We start from the raw sequence: 20,046 nt of genomic DNA on the forward strand, positions 1-20,046 counted from the left end.
AAAATTAACTTAATAAAAATCCTAATATAGAAAATATCTATACTAGGAAAGAACATTTATAAATTACTAGGTAATAATATCATATTTTTTTTAAAACACAAAGAAAAATTACTACTCCAGTTATAAGTAAAAATTAAATGCCTCAACTATTTTTTTATTTTTATTAAAACGGATTATAAATATTTTTTAAATTTTGAATAATATGTTCTCTTACTATTACATCTTTAATTGAATTAGTAAAAGCAGAAATTTTAGGCTTTAAAAGATTATAACGACCCATATTTTTTGGAAGTGTAGTATCTATTCTTGGCATATCTTTTAAATTATTATCAAATACTTGTACTACTTCCGAATATAAATTAAGTATATTAGCATAAGCATTAAAAACTAATACCATATAATTAACATCTAAAAAATTATCAACTCCGTGTTGTTGCAAGAGTTCTATAATTATTTTTTTATTAGCATTGATATCACCTGTTGATTCCATTTCTTTTAGAGCATTAGCAATTTTATCAGTTTCATCTACTCTTAATATACCTATCATTTTTAACTTTTCAACAGTACTGTAACATTCCTCATAAGTTGTATTATTTTTTAATTCATTTATACTCTGTTTTAATGTTTCACTATTTTGATATAAATCAATAACGGTGTTAATGTCTGTTACATTAACATTTAAAAAATGAAGATTATTATCAATACTGCTAAATATTTTATGAGTAACAGAAGTTGTTGGTATTTCATTTTTAATAACACCATAACTTAATATTTTATTACCGAAAACACTAGTACCCATCATAATTATTATGATACTACCTAAAATACTCATTCTAATAAAATTAATTAAAATTCCCGCTGTAGCATTTATTGCTTTGTGTTCAATTTTATTTTTATTAAAAAGTACAAAATATAAAATAATATAGATTATTCAAAATAAAATATTAATACCAATAATTCAAACAATAGCATATATCAAAAATCCAATATTATCAGTTAATAAATTCTTAAATGAAGCAAAACTACCGCTAAGGTCACTAAACCATGGTGATACCATATTTTTAAAAGAATTTATTAACATTGGTTTAAATGCCAACATTAAACCAATACTAAGTAAATTACCAGCGCTAATAAATGTTAATGCTCTTCCCCCAATAAAAAACCAATAACAATACCAAAAATAATAATAGCAAAAATAATAATATCCCATAATAATGGAGAAACATTAATAAATATCATATTTAAATACCCTTCCTTATTTATGAACAACTATAAAATAATGACGCTTACCTTTTTTAATAACTGTTACTTGATTATTAATTGCATTTTTTTTACTAATAAGAAAATTTATATTGGTAATTTTTTCACCATTAACAACAATTGAACCTTGCATAATTAGTTCTCTTGCTATTCTTTTTGAATTACAAATTTGATTATTAACTAAAAAATCAATTATTTGTTCATTATGATTAAGATTAAAATGTGGTACATCTTTTAAAACCTGTAAAATCTCAGATGATTTCATTTGATGAATCCGGTCGTGGAAAAAAGCATTAGTAATATTAATAGCACTAAAATATCCATTTAATTTATGAATAAATACTGTTAATAAAGCTGCTAAAATCTTTTGTCCATAATGTTGCTTAACATCACTGTTATGAATTACTAAAATTTTTGCTATTTGTTCTTCACTAAATAAAGTTAAAGAATTAAAAAAAGTAGGCAAATCTTTATCTTCTTGATTAAATAAAAATTGATATAACTCATAAGGTGAAGTTTTTTCACTATTTAAAAATATAGCACCTTTTTCGCTTTTACCAAATTTTTCACCATTAGATTTAGTTAATAAATTAATAGTAATACCAGCAGCATAATGTTCATCACCTTTTTGTTTTCTAATTAAATCTAAACCGGAAGTAATATTTCCTCATTGATCACTACCACCAGATTGAATATAACATTGCTCTTTTTCATATAAATGATAAAAATCATACGCTTGTAATACCATATAAGAAAATTCAGTATAAGAAATTCCAGAATTTAAACGATTAGCAATCATTTCTTTGCCTAACATTTGATTAACATTAAAATGCTTACCAATATCACGCAAAAAAGTTGTAATTGTTAGTGGACCTAATCATGTTTGATTATTAATAATTTTAATTGGCTTAATTTTATTGTTTAATGTTCCCAATAGTAATTTTAAAAATGTAATTCAAGTTTCTACATAACTATCACAATAATTTAACAATTGTTTAAAGGGAAGATTATTTAAATCACTTTTCATAGTAATTCACTTTTGATCAAAATTACAAATTTCATATAAAGTTTTTAGTAATGATGCTGATAATCCTAATTCTTCTCAAGGTAAGGGCAATGTTTTTAAAATACTACTTAAAGTTTGTTGATATTGATTATTTGGATTAATACTTTTAATAATCATCTCTAATGTTTCATATTCTTTATCATTTAATAAATTACATGTTTTAATTAATTCTAATGATGTTAAACTATCAATATTTTCATAACTTAATAATGTCACTAACTGCTCTTTTATTTTTCTAACATTAGTTTGTAACACATTTTCATCTAATAAATTACGTTCTTTATTTTTACCACTTGGATCACCAATCATTGCTGTTGTACCACCAATAACAGCAATTGGTTGAAAACCAAATATAGCAAAACGATGCAATAAAATAATTTGTAGTAAATTACCTAAATGTAATGAATCATTACTTGGATCAAAACCACAATATATTCCTTTTCCTAATTTTCCTGCATTAATTACTTTATCTATGCTACTAATATCTTTTAAAATATTACGTCATTTTAATTCGTCAATAATATTGGATTTTATTATATTATTCATAGCATCTCCTATTTATTTTCATCTAAAATATCATCAACTAACAAATCAATAGTTGTAATAACTGTATCGTTATTATTACTTGCATTATTGTAATTAATAGATGTAGTTTCTTTAAATATTTTATCGCGAAATTCTAGATAGCGCGATGGTAAACTATCATATATTTGTTGTTGTTCTCTATTTTTTTTAATTTGTGCAATTCTAGTATTATCAAGATTACTAGAATTATTATACGCTACTTCTTTTTCACGAAAAATATTTTCTTTAGTTTTTTTATCAACATATTGCTCAATAGCGCTAGAACTACTATCGGCTTTTTTAATATTGATTGGAATCGTAGTTATTTTTTGATGATTAAGACCAAATATAGGTGAAATAATACTACTTAATTGATAAGGCTCTTTTTTAGCATTATCAACATTAGTAGTAACATTTTCAATTTCAACTTCTGTATTTTCTATTGTCATAATAACTCCTTAATGATAATCAATAATTAAATTATAACATTTTAATGATTAATTATTCCTAATATAAGGTGAATAATTTTCATAATCTTCATTAAGATAAAAAATTACTAGTGAATATCAATTAATTTTATAAAAAGTACTAATACTTTTCTCAAATTTATTTTTAATAAAAAATAAAATAATAAAAAAGTAGTACTTATTTATAAAGTACTACTAAAAGTGTATTAAATTGATTTTATTCAACACTAAATGTGTCATATAAATTTGAAGTATCAATATTATCAAACCCTACAGCAAAAAACTCACTAATAGATGAATCCAACCCATTAATTATTTTTAAGATTGCAACTAAAGATACGTTTCTTGTTCCTCTTTCAGCATCAGAAATATAATTACGATGTAGGCCGCTTGCTTCTCCAAGTTTCTCTTGTGAAAATTTTCTACCTTTTTGATTACGTAAAGTTTTCATTCGTTTTCCAAAAGCATTCAATAAATCTTGACGACCTTTGCTTAAAATTTCTTTCTTTTTCATTGTATGGCCTCCTCTTATACTTTTTATTATTAACTTACAATGTTTCTTGATACTTTTTCTTAATTTCGCGAATTAAATGATTAACCCCAGACTTAGTAATGACAAAACCAGTTTCTTGATAGTAAAGTTCACCCAATTCTGAAAGTGATGCTTCAGGATTTTTTAATCTTAAATTTGAAATAATTTGAGCTTTTAATGACAACGCTTTGAAAAGTTTTTTATTCTTTAAAACAGAAATCATTATAACTTGCTGGTCTCCAGCATTTAAAATTTTTTGTTGATTAGAAATATCAATATTATTAAAACGATTAATATTATTAAATAATTCTCGTGAAATGCGTTTATCTTCAAAAGCGAAAACTGCTTGTGGACAATCAATTATTTTTAAAAAGTCAGAAATTACATTAGATTTTTTTAGATAAAGCACCCTTTTATTACGACGTTTTATTGTTTTAAAGTTTAATTTAAAAATTTGTAATAAAATATTTTTAATTTTTTTAGCCAACATATCATTATGAAATTGTAATTCCAAATGGTAGTTAGGTGTTGAAGGAGAATTGATACTGCCAACTACAAGGAAGATTCCTGCGATATACGCTCTTATACAATGCTCTTTTATTATATGCTGGTGCATAGCTTCTTTCTCAATAAAAAGATATTTATCTTGAAGCATTAAATCATTAATAATAAAATCAATTTTATTATTAATACGAATATTATACACCTTTGGACGCTCAAATTTATTTAAAACATCGACCATAACTATCAATTTTACGTCTTTATATTGATTTTTTAAAAATTTATATATTAACCTAGTGGTTTTGTTATGAAAACTATGAATAATAATCTCATTATTTATTTTATCTGAATTTGTAATCTTACCATTAATAAGCGAATATGCTGATAGCAAAGATTTCTGACAACAATTTTTAAAACTTTTTTGACAGATTTCATCTTTTACACTTGTTGTAAATGATATCATTACTATCACCTCAATTGTACACTTTATTCATTAAAATTATCAATAAAATTTATTAAATATTGTGCTGCAATCGCTCCATCGTTAACAGCAGTTACTATTTGTCTTAAATTTTTAGCAATTACATCACCAGCTGCATATAATCCTGGGATTTTAGTTTGACACTTATCATTAACTATAATATAACCATTGCTATCACAAATATCTAAATCTTTAACAAATTTTGTAACAGGATCAGAACCAATATAAGGAAATAAGGCATCAGTAGTAATTTCACTAATTTCCTTAGTTTTAATATTTTGAATTTCTAATTTACCTACTTTTTTCTTATCCTCAGTACCTAATACTTTTAATACAACATGATCAGTTATTAAATTAATATTTTCATTATTTTTAACTTTATTAACAGTTTTATCATCAGCACGAAATTGATCACGACGATGAATAAGATTAACTTTATTAGTAAATCTTGTTAAATATAAAGATTCTTCACAAGCAGCATAACCACCGCCAACTACACTAATAATTTTATTCTTAAATAAAGCACCATCACAAACAGCACAATAAGAAACACCACGATTATCATATTCTTCTTCACCAGGAACACCAATTTTACGTTCTAATGAACCAGTAGCTATAATTACTCCTTTAGCAATAAGAACATCACCACTACTTAAAAGGACTGTTTTAATTTTATGATTTTCACTATCTGTAATTTTAATAACCTCATCAGTAACAAATTCAACTTGTAGTTTCTCAACTTGCTTTTGCATTTTTTCTGATAATTCAGGCCCTAAAATATAATCATAACCTGGATAATTTTCAATTTCAGAAGTTTTAATCATTTTTCCACCAACAATATATTTTTCAATAATCACAGTTTTAAGATTTGCTCTTTGTGCATAAATAGCAGCTGTCATTCCTGCTGGACCACCACCAATAACTACTAAATCATAATCATATTTATTTTCTTTATTAGTATGATTTTTCATATAATCATTCTCCTTTACGAAATCTTGATGGTGCAATAATTTGTGCAAATATTACTAAAATAACACCTAAAATAATTCACATTCCAGAAACTATCATTGAAGTTGAAACATTGGCTATTTTCATAATGTCTCTATTATCACGAAGTGGTTCTAAAATCATTCTAATAATACCATAAAAGACAAAGTATAAACTACCTGATACTCCTGCATACGTTACTCGATAATTATTAGGATTATACATAGTATTTAAAGATTTAGAATGTGGTTGCATATTATATTTAATCTTTAAATATCATTTTTTTATCTTTGATTTAACTTTTGAATGTGTTTTAACATCTTTTCAAGGTATTTTTTCAAAACTTTTAACACTATTCTTATTGGGTGTAAAATCAAAATATGCTTGTTTTCAACTTTCATATTTAAATTTACGATATCCATGAATTTTTTTAATAACCGTTCAAGGTTTTAAAAAATCTTTTCCAACAATTGGATTAGTCTTTAAAGGCGAAATAAATTGCGAAGAATCTAATTTTCATGGTTTTTTACTAAATATTTGTCCTGTTTTTGGTACAAAAAACGTTAAAAAGAATCAACCAAATAATGAAGATAATGACTCATATAAAAATAAAGGTTGACGATAAACAGCAACAGGATCTGGTTTATCGCTATTAAAACCATAATGTAAATGATTATTTATTCATGTTGGTAATCAACTGAAAGGATGACCAACATCAGTTCCTAGTAATTCTTGATTAAAAAAATTACCTCATCTACCAATTGCTTGACCTAATAAAATATTTGGAACAATACAATCAATAAAAACTCACATTGAAATTTGTAACTGTTTTGAAGTACGATAAAAAATAAAGAACCCCACTATCATTCCAACTGTAACGCCTCCTTCAATTGCCATACCGCCTCTTCAAACGGCAACTACATCAAGTGCATTTTCAATTGTGCTAGTATTATTAAGAACATATCATGCTCTTGCTCCTATTAATCCTGCTAATGCAATAACTAATGTTCCTCATTCTAAAGTTTTAGTTGGAATATTACGACGATATAATTTTATTCATGAAGCAATGACAGCAGTTAAAAAACCTATTGCCATTAATACTGAATAAATATGAATTCCCGTTCCCGGAATATCGGTAATTAAACTATTGTATCCATCATCATTAATCATATTTTTTCCTTTTTGATAATTTAATAATTAAATTATTTCTTTTTTGTTAAATTTCTAACTATTTGTTTTTGAAAACTAGCAGTAGCGTCTTGACCTTCATCTTTTAACTTTAAACTAATAACTGCTGCTTCAATTAAATCAGCTAAATTTCTTCCTGGACTAACAGGAATAATTATTTTAGGCACTTTAATTTCAAAAAAAACATCAAAGTTATTATGATCACCAAGTCGATCAACTTTAGTTCAACCATCATTTTCAATTCTAATTAAATTAATAATTAAATTTACTTGACTCTCATGCATTATAACATGATATCCATACATTTTGGTAATATCTAGGATACCTATTCCTCTAATTTCAATTAAATTTTTAATAATCGGATTAACTTTTCCTACAATTTTATTATTGACTTTTAAAATATCAATACTATCATCACCAACAAATAAGTGCCCATTACGTAATAAATCTAATGTTGTTTCTGATTTACCAATACCACTTTCACCTGTAATTAGGACACCATAACCAAAAATATTTACTAGAGTACCATGTAAACGTTTAGATTCAGATAAACGTTCAACAATATACGTAGAAACTGTTGCTGCAAATTCAGAAGTAAAAAATAATACTTCAATAATTGGAACTGTTGAATTAATCGCTTTAGCACAGTCACATAATTCTTTTTTAAATTTAAAATTAGGTGTTACAAAAATAGCAGGAATATGATCTTCTAAAATATTACTAAAATGGTTCTTAAATTCTGTTTTTGGTAAAGAGGAAATATATTCGCTTTCTTTACTGCTTAATAAAATTATACGACGACTACGTGAGATTTGTTTAGTTTTAAATCCTGTTAACTCTAAACCACCACGATTAGTACCAATATTAGTAATAATTCTTTTTTCAATTGGAATTTTGGGATTAATATATAAAATTGTTAAATTAAATTTTGTTATTATTTCGCCAACACTAAGGTTTTCCATACTTAATTTCCTGCCTTTTATAATTAAAATTTTTGATTAATTTTAAACATAATATAATTATATATAATATATCAACAGAAAGTTTATTATTAACAAAAAATATACATAAGTTTCTAAAAACATTAAAAAAACTATTGAATAATATAATAAAAAATTTGGATGGGTTACACTTTATTGGACACTAATTACGTAGACAAGTGAACAAATTAGTGAAAAGAAAGGAAGTATAATTATGGCCAATATTAACTCATATTCAGATGAATTTAAAAAACAAATAGTAGCTTTATATCAAAGCGATAAGTCAGTGTCTTGTATTGCTAAAGATTACAATGTTACAAGAGCAGCTACTTATAATTGAATTAAGCAATTTACTAATTCAGGTAGTTTTAAAACTAAAGATAATCGTTCTGTTGAAGAAAATGAATTAATTAAATTAAGAAAAGAATTAAAACAATTAAGAATGGAAAATGATATTTTAAAGCAAGCAGCACTAATAATAGGCAGAAAGTAGAAATTATTGCTAAAAATAAAGTTAAATGTAAAATTCGCACAATGTGTCGTTTTTTGAAAATATCTAAATCAACATATTATTTTAACTTAAAGAAAAAAGAAAATAAAATCAAAAATAATATGTATGATGAAGCTGTTATTAGTGCTTTTAAAGAAAATAAAGAAGTTTATGGTACTAGAAGATTAAAAAAAATTTTAGAAAACCAAGAAATTTATTTATCACGCAGAAAAATTAAAGAAATTATGAATAAGCATAATTTAATATCAAAATACACTAAATTATCATTCAAAAATCATCATAATAAAGTCAATAATAGTCAAATAACCAATCTTGTTAATAGAAACTTTAATAATAGGGTTAAAAATGAAGTTATTGTTAGTGATTTAACTTACGTTCAAGTTAATGGTAAATGAAACTATATTTGCCTATTAATAGACCTATTTAACCGCGAAATTATTGGACATAGTGTTGGAGTTAAAAAAGATGCATTACTAGTATATCAAGCATTTATGCAATCAAATCGCTGTTTAAAAGATATCCAAATATTTCATAGTGATCGAGGTAATGAATTTAAGAACCTGTTTGGAATCTTTTAAACATAATTAAACTAAAAAAGGGAATAATTATTTCTAACCTGACAGTTAATTAACATTTTATTTTCTTTGTCATTTTTTTGTTAAAAAGATTTTATCATTTGACAACTTATCGATTAAAAATTTATTTTTCAACTATAAAATAACATTTATGATATTAATTTAATCAAAAATAAGTTAAAAAAGATCCTAAACAGGTTCTAACAATAAAATTATTAATAATCTTTTATTAGCATTCAATATTACTCGATCTTTAAGCAAAAAAGGTTGTCCTTATGATAATGCTGTTGCTGAAGCAACTTTTAAAACTTTCAAAACTGAATTTATTAATGATAAAAATTTTACATCATTAATCCAATTAAAATTAGAATTATTTGATTATATCAATTGATACAACAACATAAGAATCCACAGCACTTTAAACTACTTAACTCCTATCAAATATCAAGAACAAGTGTCTACCAAAAAATAGTCCTAAAAAGTGTTGCCATTCCAATACTATTTTCTTTGGCATACTTAACAGCACCACTTACTATTTCATCACCAAGGCCGATTCCAAATGCATTTATTATTTTCTTATTTTCTTTACATAAAAAATTTGATAAATCAAATACAAATTTTTTACTTTTCTTTATAGTACCAAATTCTTCATAATTATTAGCTATAACCGAAATAAAAATATTTCTCTTCAAATTATTATTAGTTGCAGAATTAAATATTTCTGCTTTTGAATCGCAATAATTGTTTAATAATAATGTTTTAAAATTAATGTTTTTAAAACAATTGTGACTTATAGAATTGAATAACTTACCATAAATTGTCAGAGAAAAAGAATCGTTTGAAAACCGTAATTCTGTTTCAGGAATAAATTTACTATATAAACTATTTTCTCCTATTGTTCCATCACCAACACCATAATATTTGAGGCTTTTTAGAAATCTGTGTATCTTTGTTTTACAAAGTACTAGTTAAGATTAATTCTATCTTCAAATTTTATCATAAAATGAGCAATTGCTGTATTTCAATTTTGAATGGGCATTGTTCATTTTTTTGTTATATTTTCAATTGCTAAATAAAATATTTTCAATTCTTCCATATCATTAGGAAAAACTTTTTTATTTCTGATAACTTTTCGTAATTGACTATTAACAGATTCAATAGCATTTGTGGTATAAATTACTCTTTTAATTTCTGTTGGATAACTAATAAAAACTATCAAATTTTCTCAATTTTTATATCAAGATTTAGCAATTTGAGGATATTGTTTATTTCACTTATTTTCAAATGTTTCTAAAGCCTGCATTGCTTGTTCTTCACTACATGCAGTATAAATTGGTTTTAAATCTGCAACTAGAGATTTTCTATGCTTATATGAGACATATTTCAAACTATTTCTAATTTGATGAACGATGCATAATTGATGTTCTGTTTTAGGATAAACTGATTGTATTGCTTCTGACATTCCTGTTAAATTATCACTACAAACAATAAGAATATCATTTAAGCCTCGATTTTTCATTTCTGTGAAATTGGCTAATCAAAATTTAGAACCTTCATTTTCACTAATTCATAAGCCTAAAATATCTTTTTTACCTTCTAAATCAACTCCTAAAGCTATATAAACAGATTTGTTAATAATGCGTTTATCTTGTCGTATTTTAACTACTATGCAATCAAAATAAACAATCGGATAAATACTATCTAATGGTCGATTTTGCCATGCTTTTACATCATCAATAACATCATCAGTAATTTGACTAATAACACTTTCACTAATATCAGCACCATGATATAACTCTTGTAATTGCATTCTAATATCTGATAATGTCATACCTTTTGAATATAAAGAAAGAACTTGTTGATCAAAACCATCAAATCTTCTTTGTCTTTTTGCAACTATTACAGGATTAAAATTACTATTGCGATCTCGTGGTACATCAATCTCAATTTTACCTTGTTGAGTTATTAATTTTTTTGAACTTATACCATTACGAGCATTGTCACTATTACTATGTTGATTCTTATCATATCCTAAATAATTTTGCATCTCAGAATTCAACATTTTTTCTACTAATCTTTTTGTTAATTCTTTATACAAACCTCCCTCTTTAAAAACTGTTGTTAAATCTTCAGTATTTTCTAATAATAAATCTACTGCTTTTGATATTGGATCATTATTATTAATATTTTGCTTTTTAGCCATCTGTAATTCACTCTTTCTAGGTTTATTATAGAATTAATTAAACATAGTTATTTTTGTAAGTTACACAGATTACTAAACATTACCTAATATTTATCATTAATATCCAAATTAAGTGCAGTTAAATCAATTGCATAATAATATCATACTTTAGTGCTTATTTTTGAAGCATAATGAGTACCCAAAAAGTAAATAGGTGTATCTTTTGTTAAAAAAATACCAGTTTCTTCTCTCATTTCATTATAAACTGTTTCCAAAGGATTATTATTTTCCAATCCACCAGTAATTGAACTATATTTACCCAACTTATTTTTATTAAATAAAGGATTACTCTCACATGTTTGCATAAAATAACGACTACCATCATCTTTAATTATAAATGGTAATATTGCAACACCTTTGTTATTACATCAAGGTTCTTCAACACCATGCATAAAGCCTACTTTAATTAATTTAACTCATTCTTTTTTCATATTTATTTTTTTACTTTATAACAAAATTATAACTCTTATAAATAAATATTTCTAATTAATTCTTATTATCATTTATTAATTTAATTAATTCTTGAGCCATAATATTATGTGCTCATTTATTAGGGTGAATGCTATCAAAAAAGAAATAATTATTAATATTTTCTTCATTAACACCTTCATTGAAATGAGGAACAATAATACCATTATTAATTATTTCACTAAAATCAGTAGTAACTGCTGCATCAATAATATTGTTATTAATATTCAAGCTTTTAAACTTATTAATAGCATTTGTTATCGCTGCAAACATATCATATTTAATAATATTTTTTTTATTTTTATTTAATTCTTCAATAACACTATCTAACATTTTATTAAAATTAGTAGTTAAATTTAAAATACGTTCCTTATCTTTTTCTTTATTTTTAAATAAAGGGATAATACTCATATTAGGAACATTACATAATAAAATACGTTGAGCACCCTTATTTATCAATTTAGTTAAAGCATTTTTTATTAACTCAACTGCTTTATTAATAATTTCTTCTTGGTCGTTTAATAATGATTGTTTAAAAGCATATAAAATATCATTACCACCAAACTCTACTAAAATTATATCATTACTATTAATATGATGCTGACTAATTAAAGCATCTACTTGATGAGTAATATCAAAATGATTAATAACAAAACTTTCTACTGTTAATTCTTTTTTTCTACTAGCTAAAGCTCCACTAACTGCATAATTATTACCAATTTGCTCATCAGCAAATAAAAAAAGGTCAAATCTTCAAGCAGAAGTTAAATTTATATGCAAATAATCGGCAATAATTTGTGCTGCCACAGGACCATTAGAAAAAGAATTTTTATAAAATGGTGGTAACATTTTAACTATTTTAGGTATTTTTAAATGCTTAAAAAGAGCTGTAAAACCACTTACTAATGCTCCTGTGTCTGATAAACTATCTCCTAGAACATAAAAATTACCTTTTATTTTTTGATTATCATTCATGACTTCTCCTTCTAACAATAAACTTAAAATGAAAATATCTTAACATAATTGATTTAGCTTGTCATAGTACAAAAAATAATTATGCTAAAAGTGGATATTATCATATTTAAATAATAGAATTTTCTCTTTGTTTATAATTTTTAATAATATTAATAGTAATTAATGTTGCCATTAAACAAGTAATACAACTAATAATATTTAAAACAACAGCAACAATAGTAATTTGATATGAAAAAACTTTATTATCATTAAATTGAGGTAAAAGCACAATAACACTAATAATTTCGCAACTTGTTCCAATAATACCTAAACAAAAACTAAGAAAATCAAGCGAAATACTAAATTGATCTTTTCGATATAATTTCATATTTTGTTTTATCAAAGTTTTCTTTAATCTAATTAAACGGAACATTAAGAAAAAAGGTAGAAAAGCTAAAGTAAAACTAGTAATATCAAAAAAAATTGCAACAACAGTTATTCAAAGTGATGCTTTATCATTATCTCAAAAAGGTTGTAATGCTAAAATACTTAGAATTCCCAAAAAAATACCTATTAAACCAGTTCCAAAACTTATTAAATCCATTTTAAGAATTTTTTTATTAAACTTTAAAAAATATACTCTTTTTTCCAAAGTGACAAATCCTTTCATGTCTATATATAAGTAAAATTTTATCATATAAATGGAAATAATTTTCTCCAATTTTAGATTACAAATAAAAAGAATAACTATAGTTGTGTTATTAATCTATTGTTTGTTGAAATTTCAGTATTTTGTACATTAATTGAATTTATTTCCTTAACAAGAGAGACAATATTTTCTTTAAATAAATTAAGTCTTTGTCTTTTTTTCTAATTTTTATTTCAACTTTATTCAAACTTTTTTTGATATTATAAATTTTTAATCCAATTTTATAAAGTTGCTCTTTTTGATTATTTAAAACAACTTTTTAACATTCTATTCTATTAACTAATCTTATTTCAAAATTATAATAACCAAAAGTGAAAAACTTAACTAATTTACTTTTAAATTTAAAAATCTTACTTGTTTTCTGTTTTTGAAAAACTTCTAATTTTTTAAGACTATTATTATGAAAATTTAAAATAATTTCTTGTTGATTATTAATTTTATATAATTTTTCTTTTAATTCTCATTTTTTACTACTTAATTTACAATTTAATTCTATTTTTAATGCTGTAATTTTATCAATAAGTACCCTTTTCCTTCTGTTTTTGTTCCTCTCACATTAAAGTAAATTCAAGTAATTCAAACTCTAATTCTTTATCTCATGGAAAAAAATTTTCTTTTTCAAACTTAAAAGAAAGAAATTCAAGTTCTTTTCTTTCATCATTAAATACTTCATCTTTTACTTTCACTAAAAATTTTTGCATTCATTGATACTGTTTTTCCATTATTTTTAAATTTTTTTTAAAAAATCTTTTTCAAAAAAAATAAATCAATATTCTAAGTATTGTATATTAGAAGAAGTGCTAAAAACTTCTTTTAACTTTATTATATTACTTTTAACATTTTGTATAGTTGAATTTATAAGTATTTCTTTTAAATTTGGTACTACTTCTAAAGACATTTTATTTCTCCACTTCTTTTGTTAAAATTCAAGAATACTACAGAAAATATTTTAATTATTCTCTATTCAAATCGCGATTAATAACTGCTTTTAAATATTGTCCAGTATAAGACTTAGGATTTGTTATTACTTGTTCTGGTGTTCCTATAGCAATGATTTCACCACCAAATTTACCACCCTCAGGTCCTAGATCAATAATGTAATCAGCAACTTTAATAACTTCTAAGTTATGTTCAATTACAACAACAGTATCACCATGATTAACAATTTTATTTAAAACTTCAATTAACCTTTTAATATCATCAACGTGTAAACCAGTAGTTGGTTCATCTAAAATATACATAGTTTTGCCAGTAGCACGTTTTTGTAATTCTTTAGCTAGTTTCACTCTTTGTGCTTCACCACCAGATAATTCAGTAGCGGGTTGTCCTAATTTTACATATCCTAATCCCACTTCTTGTATCATTGCTAACTTTTTATGGATTTTTGGATGATTAGCAAAAAAAGTTAATGCTAAATCAACAGGCAGTTCTAGTACATCATAAATATTTTTACCTTTATATTTAACTTGTAATGTTTCACTATTATAACGTTTTCCTTCACAAATTTCGCAAGTTACATAAACATCAGGTAAAAAATGCATCGCAATTTTAATAACACCATCACCAGAACAACGTTCACATCTTCCTCCTGGTACATTAAATGAAAATCTACCTTTAGCATATCCTCTAATTTTTGCTTCTGGTGTTTGTGTAAATAAATCACGAATATCATCAAAAACTGAAGTATAAGTAGCAGGATTACTCCTTGGTGTTCTGCCAATCGGTTCTTGCGAAATAGCAACAATTTTATCAATAAATTCAATCCCTTTTATTGCTTTATGTTTTCCTGGTCGTTGTCCCTTTAAACCTAAATACTTTTGAATACTAGTATATAAAATATCATTAACAAGCGTTGATTTACCACTTCCTGAAACACCAGTAACACAAATAAATTTACCTAAAGGTAATTTAACATTTATTTTACGTAAATTATTATCTTGTGCTTCTTGAATTTCAATAACTTTGCCATTACCACTTCTTCTTGATTTAGGTAATGCAATAAATTTTTCACCATTTAAATATTGTCCAGTAATTGAATTAGGATTATTAGCAACTTGCTGTGGTGTACCTTCAGCAATTACTTCACCACCATAAATTCCAGCTTTTGGACCAATATCAATTAATCAATCTGCTGCTCACATTGTATCTTCATCGTGTTCTACTACTAATAATGTATTATCAAGATCTCGCATTTGTTTTAAAGTTTCAATTAACTTAACATTATCACGTTGATGTAAACCAATTGAAGGTTCATCAAGAACATACAATACTCCCGTTAATTGTGAACCAATTTGAGTTGCTAATCGAATTCGTTGTGATTCACCACCAGATAAAGTTTGTGCCATTCGTGATAAGTTTAAATATCCTAAACCAACATTAGTTAAAAAACTTAAACGATTAATGATTTCTACTAATATTAATTTAGCAATTTCTTGTTGATAAGGTAATAATTTAATATTTAACATAAATGTTAAACTTTCTTCGATGTCTAAATTAGTATATTGACTAATATTCATTTCTTTATTATTTTCATCTTTAATTTTAACTGCTAGTGCAAATTCATTTAATCTTGTTCCTTGACAAGTTAAACAAGTACGTTCACTCATAAATTTACGATAATAATCACGGGCAAAATCACTAGTTGTTTCTAAAAAACGTCTTTCAATTAAAGTGGCAATACCTTCAATATAATCATGATTAGGATATTTACGACCATTTGCCGAAGTAATACTGAAAGTAATGGCTTCATCACTACCACACATAATATAATTAAGTTGTGCTTTTGTTAAATTTTTTAATGGCTGATTCAAATCAATTAAATAATGATAACAAAGAACTTTTAATTTTTGTCATTCTAAATTACTAGTACCAACTAAGTTTTTATAATACTCAATGCCACCATCATTAATTGATAATTTTAAATCTGGCATTAATAATTCTTCGTCAACTTCTAATTTTACTCCCAAACCTTTACAATCAAAACACGCTCCACTGGGTGCATTAAAAGAAAATAAACGCGGTTCTAAACTGGGAATTGAAAATCCACAAATTTTACAAGCATACTTTTGAGAAAATAATCACGTTTCATTTGTTTGCGATAAAATAACCTTTGCTAAACCATTACTATGATTTAAAGCAACTTCTAAAGCATCATGAATTCGTGAAATAGTATTATCATCATTGGTAAATTTAATACGATCAATAACAATATCAATATCATGACGTAATGATTTATTCAATTCAATTGGTTCATCTAAACTATATATTTTATTATTAATTTTAACTCGCAAAAAATTTTCTTGTTTTAATTTTGCTAATAAATCTTGATGACTACCTTTTTTAGCATTAATAACTGGTGCTAAAATTTCAATATTAGTATTATCTTCTAACGTTTTAATTTTATTAACCATTTCTTTTAAAGTTTGCGTGCTAATTGGACCATGACTCTTATTACAATAAGGAGTTCCAATCCGTGCATAAAGTAAACGCAAATAATCATAAATTTCAGTAACAGTACCAACAGTACTGCGAGGATTATTACTTGTAGTTTTTTGATCAATAGAAATTGCTGGTGCTAAACCATCAATAGTATCAACATCAGGTTTTTCACTGTTTCCTAAAAATTGACGAGCATAGGCTGAAAGCGATTCAACATATCTTCGCCTTCCTTCTGCATAAATTGTATTAAAAGCTAATGATGATTTACCACTTCCTGAGACACCAGTAATAACTACTAACTTATACTTTGGAATTTTAATATTGACATTTTTTAAATTATGTTCACGTGCACCTTTAACAGTAATATATTTTTGATTATCTGTCATTTATTCCTCCACTTATATGCTCTTTCTAATTAATTATATACTATATATAGTTAACTTTAATAGCATTATTGCTAATTAATACTAAAGAATATCAATTATAATTATTTTAAAATATTATCTAAATCAATATTTAAAATTTTAAAATTATTTAGTGCAAAAAAAGTATATAAAAACTGACATATCATTAGGAAAAACTTTTTTATTTCTGATAACTTTTCGTAATTGACTATTAACAAATTCAATAGCATTTGTGGTATAAATTACTCTTTTAATTTCTGCTTGATAACTAATAAAAACTATCAAATTTTCTCAATTTTTATATCAAGATTTAGCAATTTGAGGATATTGTTTATTTCGAGGCTTTTTAGAAATCTGTGTATCTTTGTTTTACAAAGTATTAGTTAAGATTAATTCTATCTTCAAATTTTATCATAAGATGAGCAATTGCTGTATTTCAATTTTGAATGGGCATTGTTCATTTTTTTGTTATATTTTCAATTGCTAAATAAAATATTTTCAATTCTTCCATATCATTAGGAAAAACTTTTTTATTTCTGATAACTTTTCGTAATTGACTATTAACAGATTCAATAGCATTTGTGGTATAAATTACTCTTTTAATTTCTGTTGGATAACTAATAAAAACTATCAAATTTTCTCAATTTTTATATCAAGATTTAGCAATTTGAGGATATTGTTTATTTCACTTATTTTCAAATGTTTCTAAAGCCTGCATTTCTTGTTCTTCACTACATGCAGTATAAATTGGTTTTAAATCTGCAACTAGAGATTTTCTATGCTTATATGAGACATATTTCAAACTATTTCTAATTTGATGAACGATGCATAATTGATGTTCTGTTTTAGGATAAACTGATTGTATTGCTTCTGACATTCCTGTTAAATTATCACTACAAGCAATAAGAATATCATTTAAGCCTCGATTTTTCATTTCTGTGAAATTGGCTAATCAAAATTTAGAACCTTCATTTTCACTAATTCATAAGCCTAAAACATCTTTTTTACCTTCTAAATCAACTCCTAAAGCTATATACACAGATTTGTTAATAATGCGTTTATCTTGTCGTATTTTAACTACTATGCAATCAAAATAAACAATCGGATAAATACTATCTAATGGTCGATTTTGCCATGCTTTTACATCATCAATAACATCATCAGTAATTTGACTAATAACACTTTCACTAATATCAGCACCATGATATAACTCTTGTAATTGCATTCTAATATCTGATAATGTCATACCTTTTGCATATAAAGAAAGAACTTGTTGATTAAAACCATCAAATCTTCTTTGTCTTTTTGCAATTATTACAGGATTAAAATTACTATTGCGATCTCGTGGTACATCAATCTCAATTTTACCTTGTTGAGTTATTAATTTTTTTGAACTTATACCATTACGAGCATTGTCACTATTACTATGTTGATTCTTATCATATCCTAAATAATTTTGCATCTCAGAATTCAACATTTTTTCTACTAATCTTTTTGTTAATTCTTTATACAAACCTCCCTCTTTAAAAACTGTTGTTAAATCTTCAGTATTTTCTAATAATAAATCTACTGCTTTTGATATTGGATCATTATTATTAATATTTTGCTTTTTAGCCATCTGTAATTCACTCTTTCTAGGTTTATTATAGAATTAATTAAACATAGTTATTTTTGTAAGTTACACAGATTACTAAACATTACCTTTATTTCACTTATTTTCAAATGTTTCTAAAGCCTGCATTGCTTGTTCTTCACTACATGCAGTAAAATTGGTTTTAAATCTGCAACTAGAGATTTTCTATGCTTATATGAGACATATTTCAAACTATTTCTAATTTGATGAACGATGCATAATTGATGTTCTGTTTTAGGATAAACTGATTGTATTGCTTCTGACATTCCTGTTAAATTATCACTACAAGCAATAAGAATATCATTTAAGCCTCGATTTTTCATTTCTGTGAAATTGGCTAATCAAAATTTAGAACCTTCATTTTCACTAATTCATAAGCCTAAAACATCTTTTTTACCTTCTAAATCAACTCCTAAAGCTATATACACAGATTTGTTAATAATGCGTTTATCTTGTCGTATTTTAACTACTATGCAATCAAAATAAACAATCGGATAAATACTATCTAATGGTCGATTTTGCCATGCTTTTACATCATCAATAACATCATCAGTAATTTGACTAATAACACTTTCACTAATATCAGCACCATGATATAACTCTTGTAATTGCATTCTAATATCTGATAATGTCATACCTTTTGCATATAAAGAAAGAACTTGTTGATTAAAACCATCAAATCTTCTTTGTCTTTTTGCAATTATTACAGGATTAAAATTACTATTGCGATCTCGTGGTACATCAATCTCAATTTTACCTTGTTGAGTTATTAATTTTTTTGAACTTATACCATTACGAGCATTGTCACTATTACTATGTTGATTCTTATCATATCCTAAATAATTTTGCATCTCAGAATTCAACATTTTTTCTACTAATCTTTTTGTTAATTCTTTATACAAACCTCCCTCTTTAAAAACTGTTGTTAAATCTTCAGTATTTTCTAATAATAAATCTACTGCTTTTGATATTGGATCATTATTATTAATATTTTGCTTTTTAGCCATCTGTAATTCACTCTTTCTAGGTTTATTATAGAATTAATTAAACATAGTTATTTTTGTAAGTTACACAGATTACTAAACA

Annotated in this window: 19 protein-coding genes and 2 pseudogenes; 3 read left to right on the forward strand and 18 right to left on the reverse strand. The window is 24.9% G+C overall.

Annotation, left to right across the window (positions count from 1 at the left end; translation table 4 throughout):
• Nucleotides 1-163: 163 nt before the first annotated feature.
• From ACXUB0_RS10180 to hprK, 8 genes are all read right to left on the reverse strand, one after another.
• A complete protein-coding gene (locus tag ACXUB0_RS10180; RefSeq protein WP_458258584.1) occupies nucleotides 164-1,099 on the reverse strand; it encodes a hypothetical protein in 936 nt (311 codons plus the stop codon).
• 156 nt (nucleotides 1,100-1,255) lie between these two features.
• A complete protein-coding gene (tyrS, locus tag ACXUB0_RS10185) occupies nucleotides 1,256-2,872 on the reverse strand; it encodes a tyrosine--tRNA ligase (protein WP_458258585.1) in 1,617 nt (538 codons plus the stop codon).
• Nucleotides 2,873-2,880: 8 nt separating this feature from the next.
• On the reverse strand, nucleotides 2,881-3,339 hold the full coding sequence (locus ACXUB0_RS10190; RefSeq protein ID WP_252319894.1) for a hypothetical protein: 459 nt from the start codon (nucleotides 3,337-3,339) through the stop codon (nucleotides 2,881-2,883).
• 235 nt (nucleotides 3,340-3,574) lie between these two features.
• Complete coding sequence (locus tag ACXUB0_RS10195; protein ID WP_252319896.1) at nucleotides 3,575-3,871, reverse strand: helix-turn-helix domain-containing protein; 297 nt, start codon at nucleotides 3,869-3,871, stop codon at nucleotides 3,575-3,577.
• Between the two features lie 34 nt (nucleotides 3,872-3,905).
• On the reverse strand, nucleotides 3,906-4,853 hold the full coding sequence (gene whiA / locus ACXUB0_RS10200) for a DNA-binding protein WhiA (protein WP_458258586.1): 948 nt from the start codon (nucleotides 4,851-4,853) through the stop codon (nucleotides 3,906-3,908).
• 23 nt (nucleotides 4,854-4,876) lie between these two features.
• Complete coding sequence (trxB, locus tag ACXUB0_RS10205; protein WP_458258587.1) at nucleotides 4,877-5,842, reverse strand: thioredoxin-disulfide reductase; 966 nt, start codon at nucleotides 5,840-5,842, stop codon at nucleotides 4,877-4,879.
• On the reverse strand, nucleotides 5,826-7,028 hold the full coding sequence (locus ACXUB0_RS10210) for a prolipoprotein diacylglyceryl transferase (protein WP_252319902.1): 1,203 nt from the start codon (nucleotides 7,026-7,028) through the stop codon (nucleotides 5,826-5,828). The genes trxB and ACXUB0_RS10210 overlap by 17 nt, the downstream gene beginning before the upstream one ends.
• 32 nt (nucleotides 7,029-7,060) lie before the next feature.
• Nucleotides 7,061-8,008, reverse strand: a complete 948-nt coding sequence (hprK, locus tag ACXUB0_RS10215; protein ID WP_458258588.1) for an HPr(Ser) kinase/phosphatase — start codon at nucleotides 8,006-8,008, stop codon at nucleotides 7,061-7,063.
• A 232-nt stretch (nucleotides 8,009-8,240) separates the two neighbouring features.
• On the opposite strand from hprK, the gene ACXUB0_RS10220 reads away from it, so the two are divergent.
• The 3 genes from ACXUB0_RS10220 (at nucleotide 8,241) to ACXUB0_RS10230 (ending at nucleotide 9,584) form a co-directional block, all read left to right on the forward strand.
• Nucleotides 8,241-8,519 carry a transposase gene (locus ACXUB0_RS10220; protein WP_458258589.1) on the forward strand — a complete coding sequence of 93 codons (279 nt, stop codon included), beginning with the start codon at nucleotides 8,241-8,243 and terminating at the stop codon, nucleotides 8,517-8,519.
• 41 nt (nucleotides 8,520-8,560) lie between these two features.
• The gene (locus ACXUB0_RS10225) at nucleotides 8,561-9,115 is read left to right on the forward strand and encodes a DDE-type integrase/transposase/recombinase (RefSeq protein ID WP_458258590.1); all 555 of its coding nucleotides are present in this window, start codon (nucleotides 8,561-8,563) and stop codon (nucleotides 9,113-9,115) included.
• A gap of 250 nt (nucleotides 9,116-9,365) precedes the next feature.
• The gene (locus ACXUB0_RS10230; RefSeq protein WP_458258817.1) at nucleotides 9,366-9,584 is read left to right on the forward strand and encodes an IS3 family transposase; all 219 of its coding nucleotides are present in this window, start codon (nucleotides 9,366-9,368) and stop codon (nucleotides 9,582-9,584) included.
• On the opposite strand, the gene ACXUB0_RS10235 is transcribed toward ACXUB0_RS10230, so the two are convergent.
• The 10 genes and pseudogenes from ACXUB0_RS10235 to ACXUB0_RS10280 all read right to left on the reverse strand — a co-directional run.
• The gene (locus ACXUB0_RS10235; protein WP_458258818.1) at nucleotides 9,571-10,059 is read right to left on the reverse strand and encodes a hypothetical protein; all 489 of its coding nucleotides are present in this window, start codon (nucleotides 10,057-10,059) and stop codon (nucleotides 9,571-9,573) included. The two genes, ACXUB0_RS10230 and ACXUB0_RS10235, sit on opposite strands and share 14 nt — an antisense overlap.
• Before the next feature lie 17 nt (nucleotides 10,060-10,076).
• Nucleotides 10,077-11,315 (reverse strand): IS256 family transposase, encoded by a 1,239-nt coding sequence (locus ACXUB0_RS10240; RefSeq protein WP_458258591.1) that lies wholly within the window; start codon nucleotides 11,313-11,315, stop codon nucleotides 10,077-10,079.
• Nucleotides 11,316-11,398: 83 nt separating this feature from the next.
• Nucleotides 11,399-11,785, reverse strand: a complete 387-nt coding sequence (locus tag ACXUB0_RS10245) for a hypothetical protein (protein ID WP_458258592.1) — start codon at nucleotides 11,783-11,785, stop codon at nucleotides 11,399-11,401.
• Nucleotides 11,786-11,840: 55 nt separating this feature from the next.
• Nucleotides 11,841-12,797, reverse strand: coding sequence for an SGNH/GDSL hydrolase family protein (locus ACXUB0_RS10250; protein WP_252320986.1), 957 nt, complete (start codon nucleotides 12,795-12,797; stop codon nucleotides 11,841-11,843).
• Between the two features lie 106 nt (nucleotides 12,798-12,903).
• A complete protein-coding gene (locus tag ACXUB0_RS10255) occupies nucleotides 12,904-13,380 on the reverse strand; it encodes a hypothetical protein (RefSeq protein ID WP_458258593.1) in 477 nt (158 codons plus the stop codon).
• A 617-nt stretch (nucleotides 13,381-13,997) separates the two neighbouring features.
• Nucleotides 13,998-14,186: a hypothetical protein gene (locus ACXUB0_RS10260; RefSeq protein WP_458258594.1), complete on the reverse strand. Its 189-nt coding sequence runs from the start codon at nucleotides 14,184-14,186 to the stop codon at nucleotides 13,998-14,000.
• A gap of 252 nt (nucleotides 14,187-14,438) precedes the next feature.
• Complete coding sequence (uvrA, locus tag ACXUB0_RS10265; RefSeq protein WP_458258595.1) at nucleotides 14,439-17,309, reverse strand: excinuclease ABC subunit UvrA; 2,871 nt, start codon at nucleotides 17,307-17,309, stop codon at nucleotides 14,439-14,441.
• 156 nt (nucleotides 17,310-17,465) lie between these two features.
• Nucleotides 17,466-17,663 (reverse strand): annotated as a pseudogene (locus ACXUB0_RS10270) (transposase); the annotation flags it as partial.
• A 43-nt stretch (nucleotides 17,664-17,706) separates the two neighbouring features.
• Nucleotides 17,707-18,945 carry an IS256 family transposase gene (locus ACXUB0_RS10275; protein WP_458258596.1) on the reverse strand — a complete coding sequence of 413 codons (1,239 nt, stop codon included), beginning with the start codon at nucleotides 18,943-18,945 and terminating at the stop codon, nucleotides 17,707-17,709.
• A gap of 84 nt (nucleotides 18,946-19,029) precedes the next feature.
• Nucleotides 19,030-19,967: pseudogene (locus ACXUB0_RS10280) on the reverse strand (IS256 family transposase); the annotation flags it as partial.
• Between the last annotated feature and the right edge of the window lie 79 nt (nucleotides 19,968-20,046).

The organism is Spiroplasma endosymbiont of Dactylopius coccus (assembly GCF_977110965.1).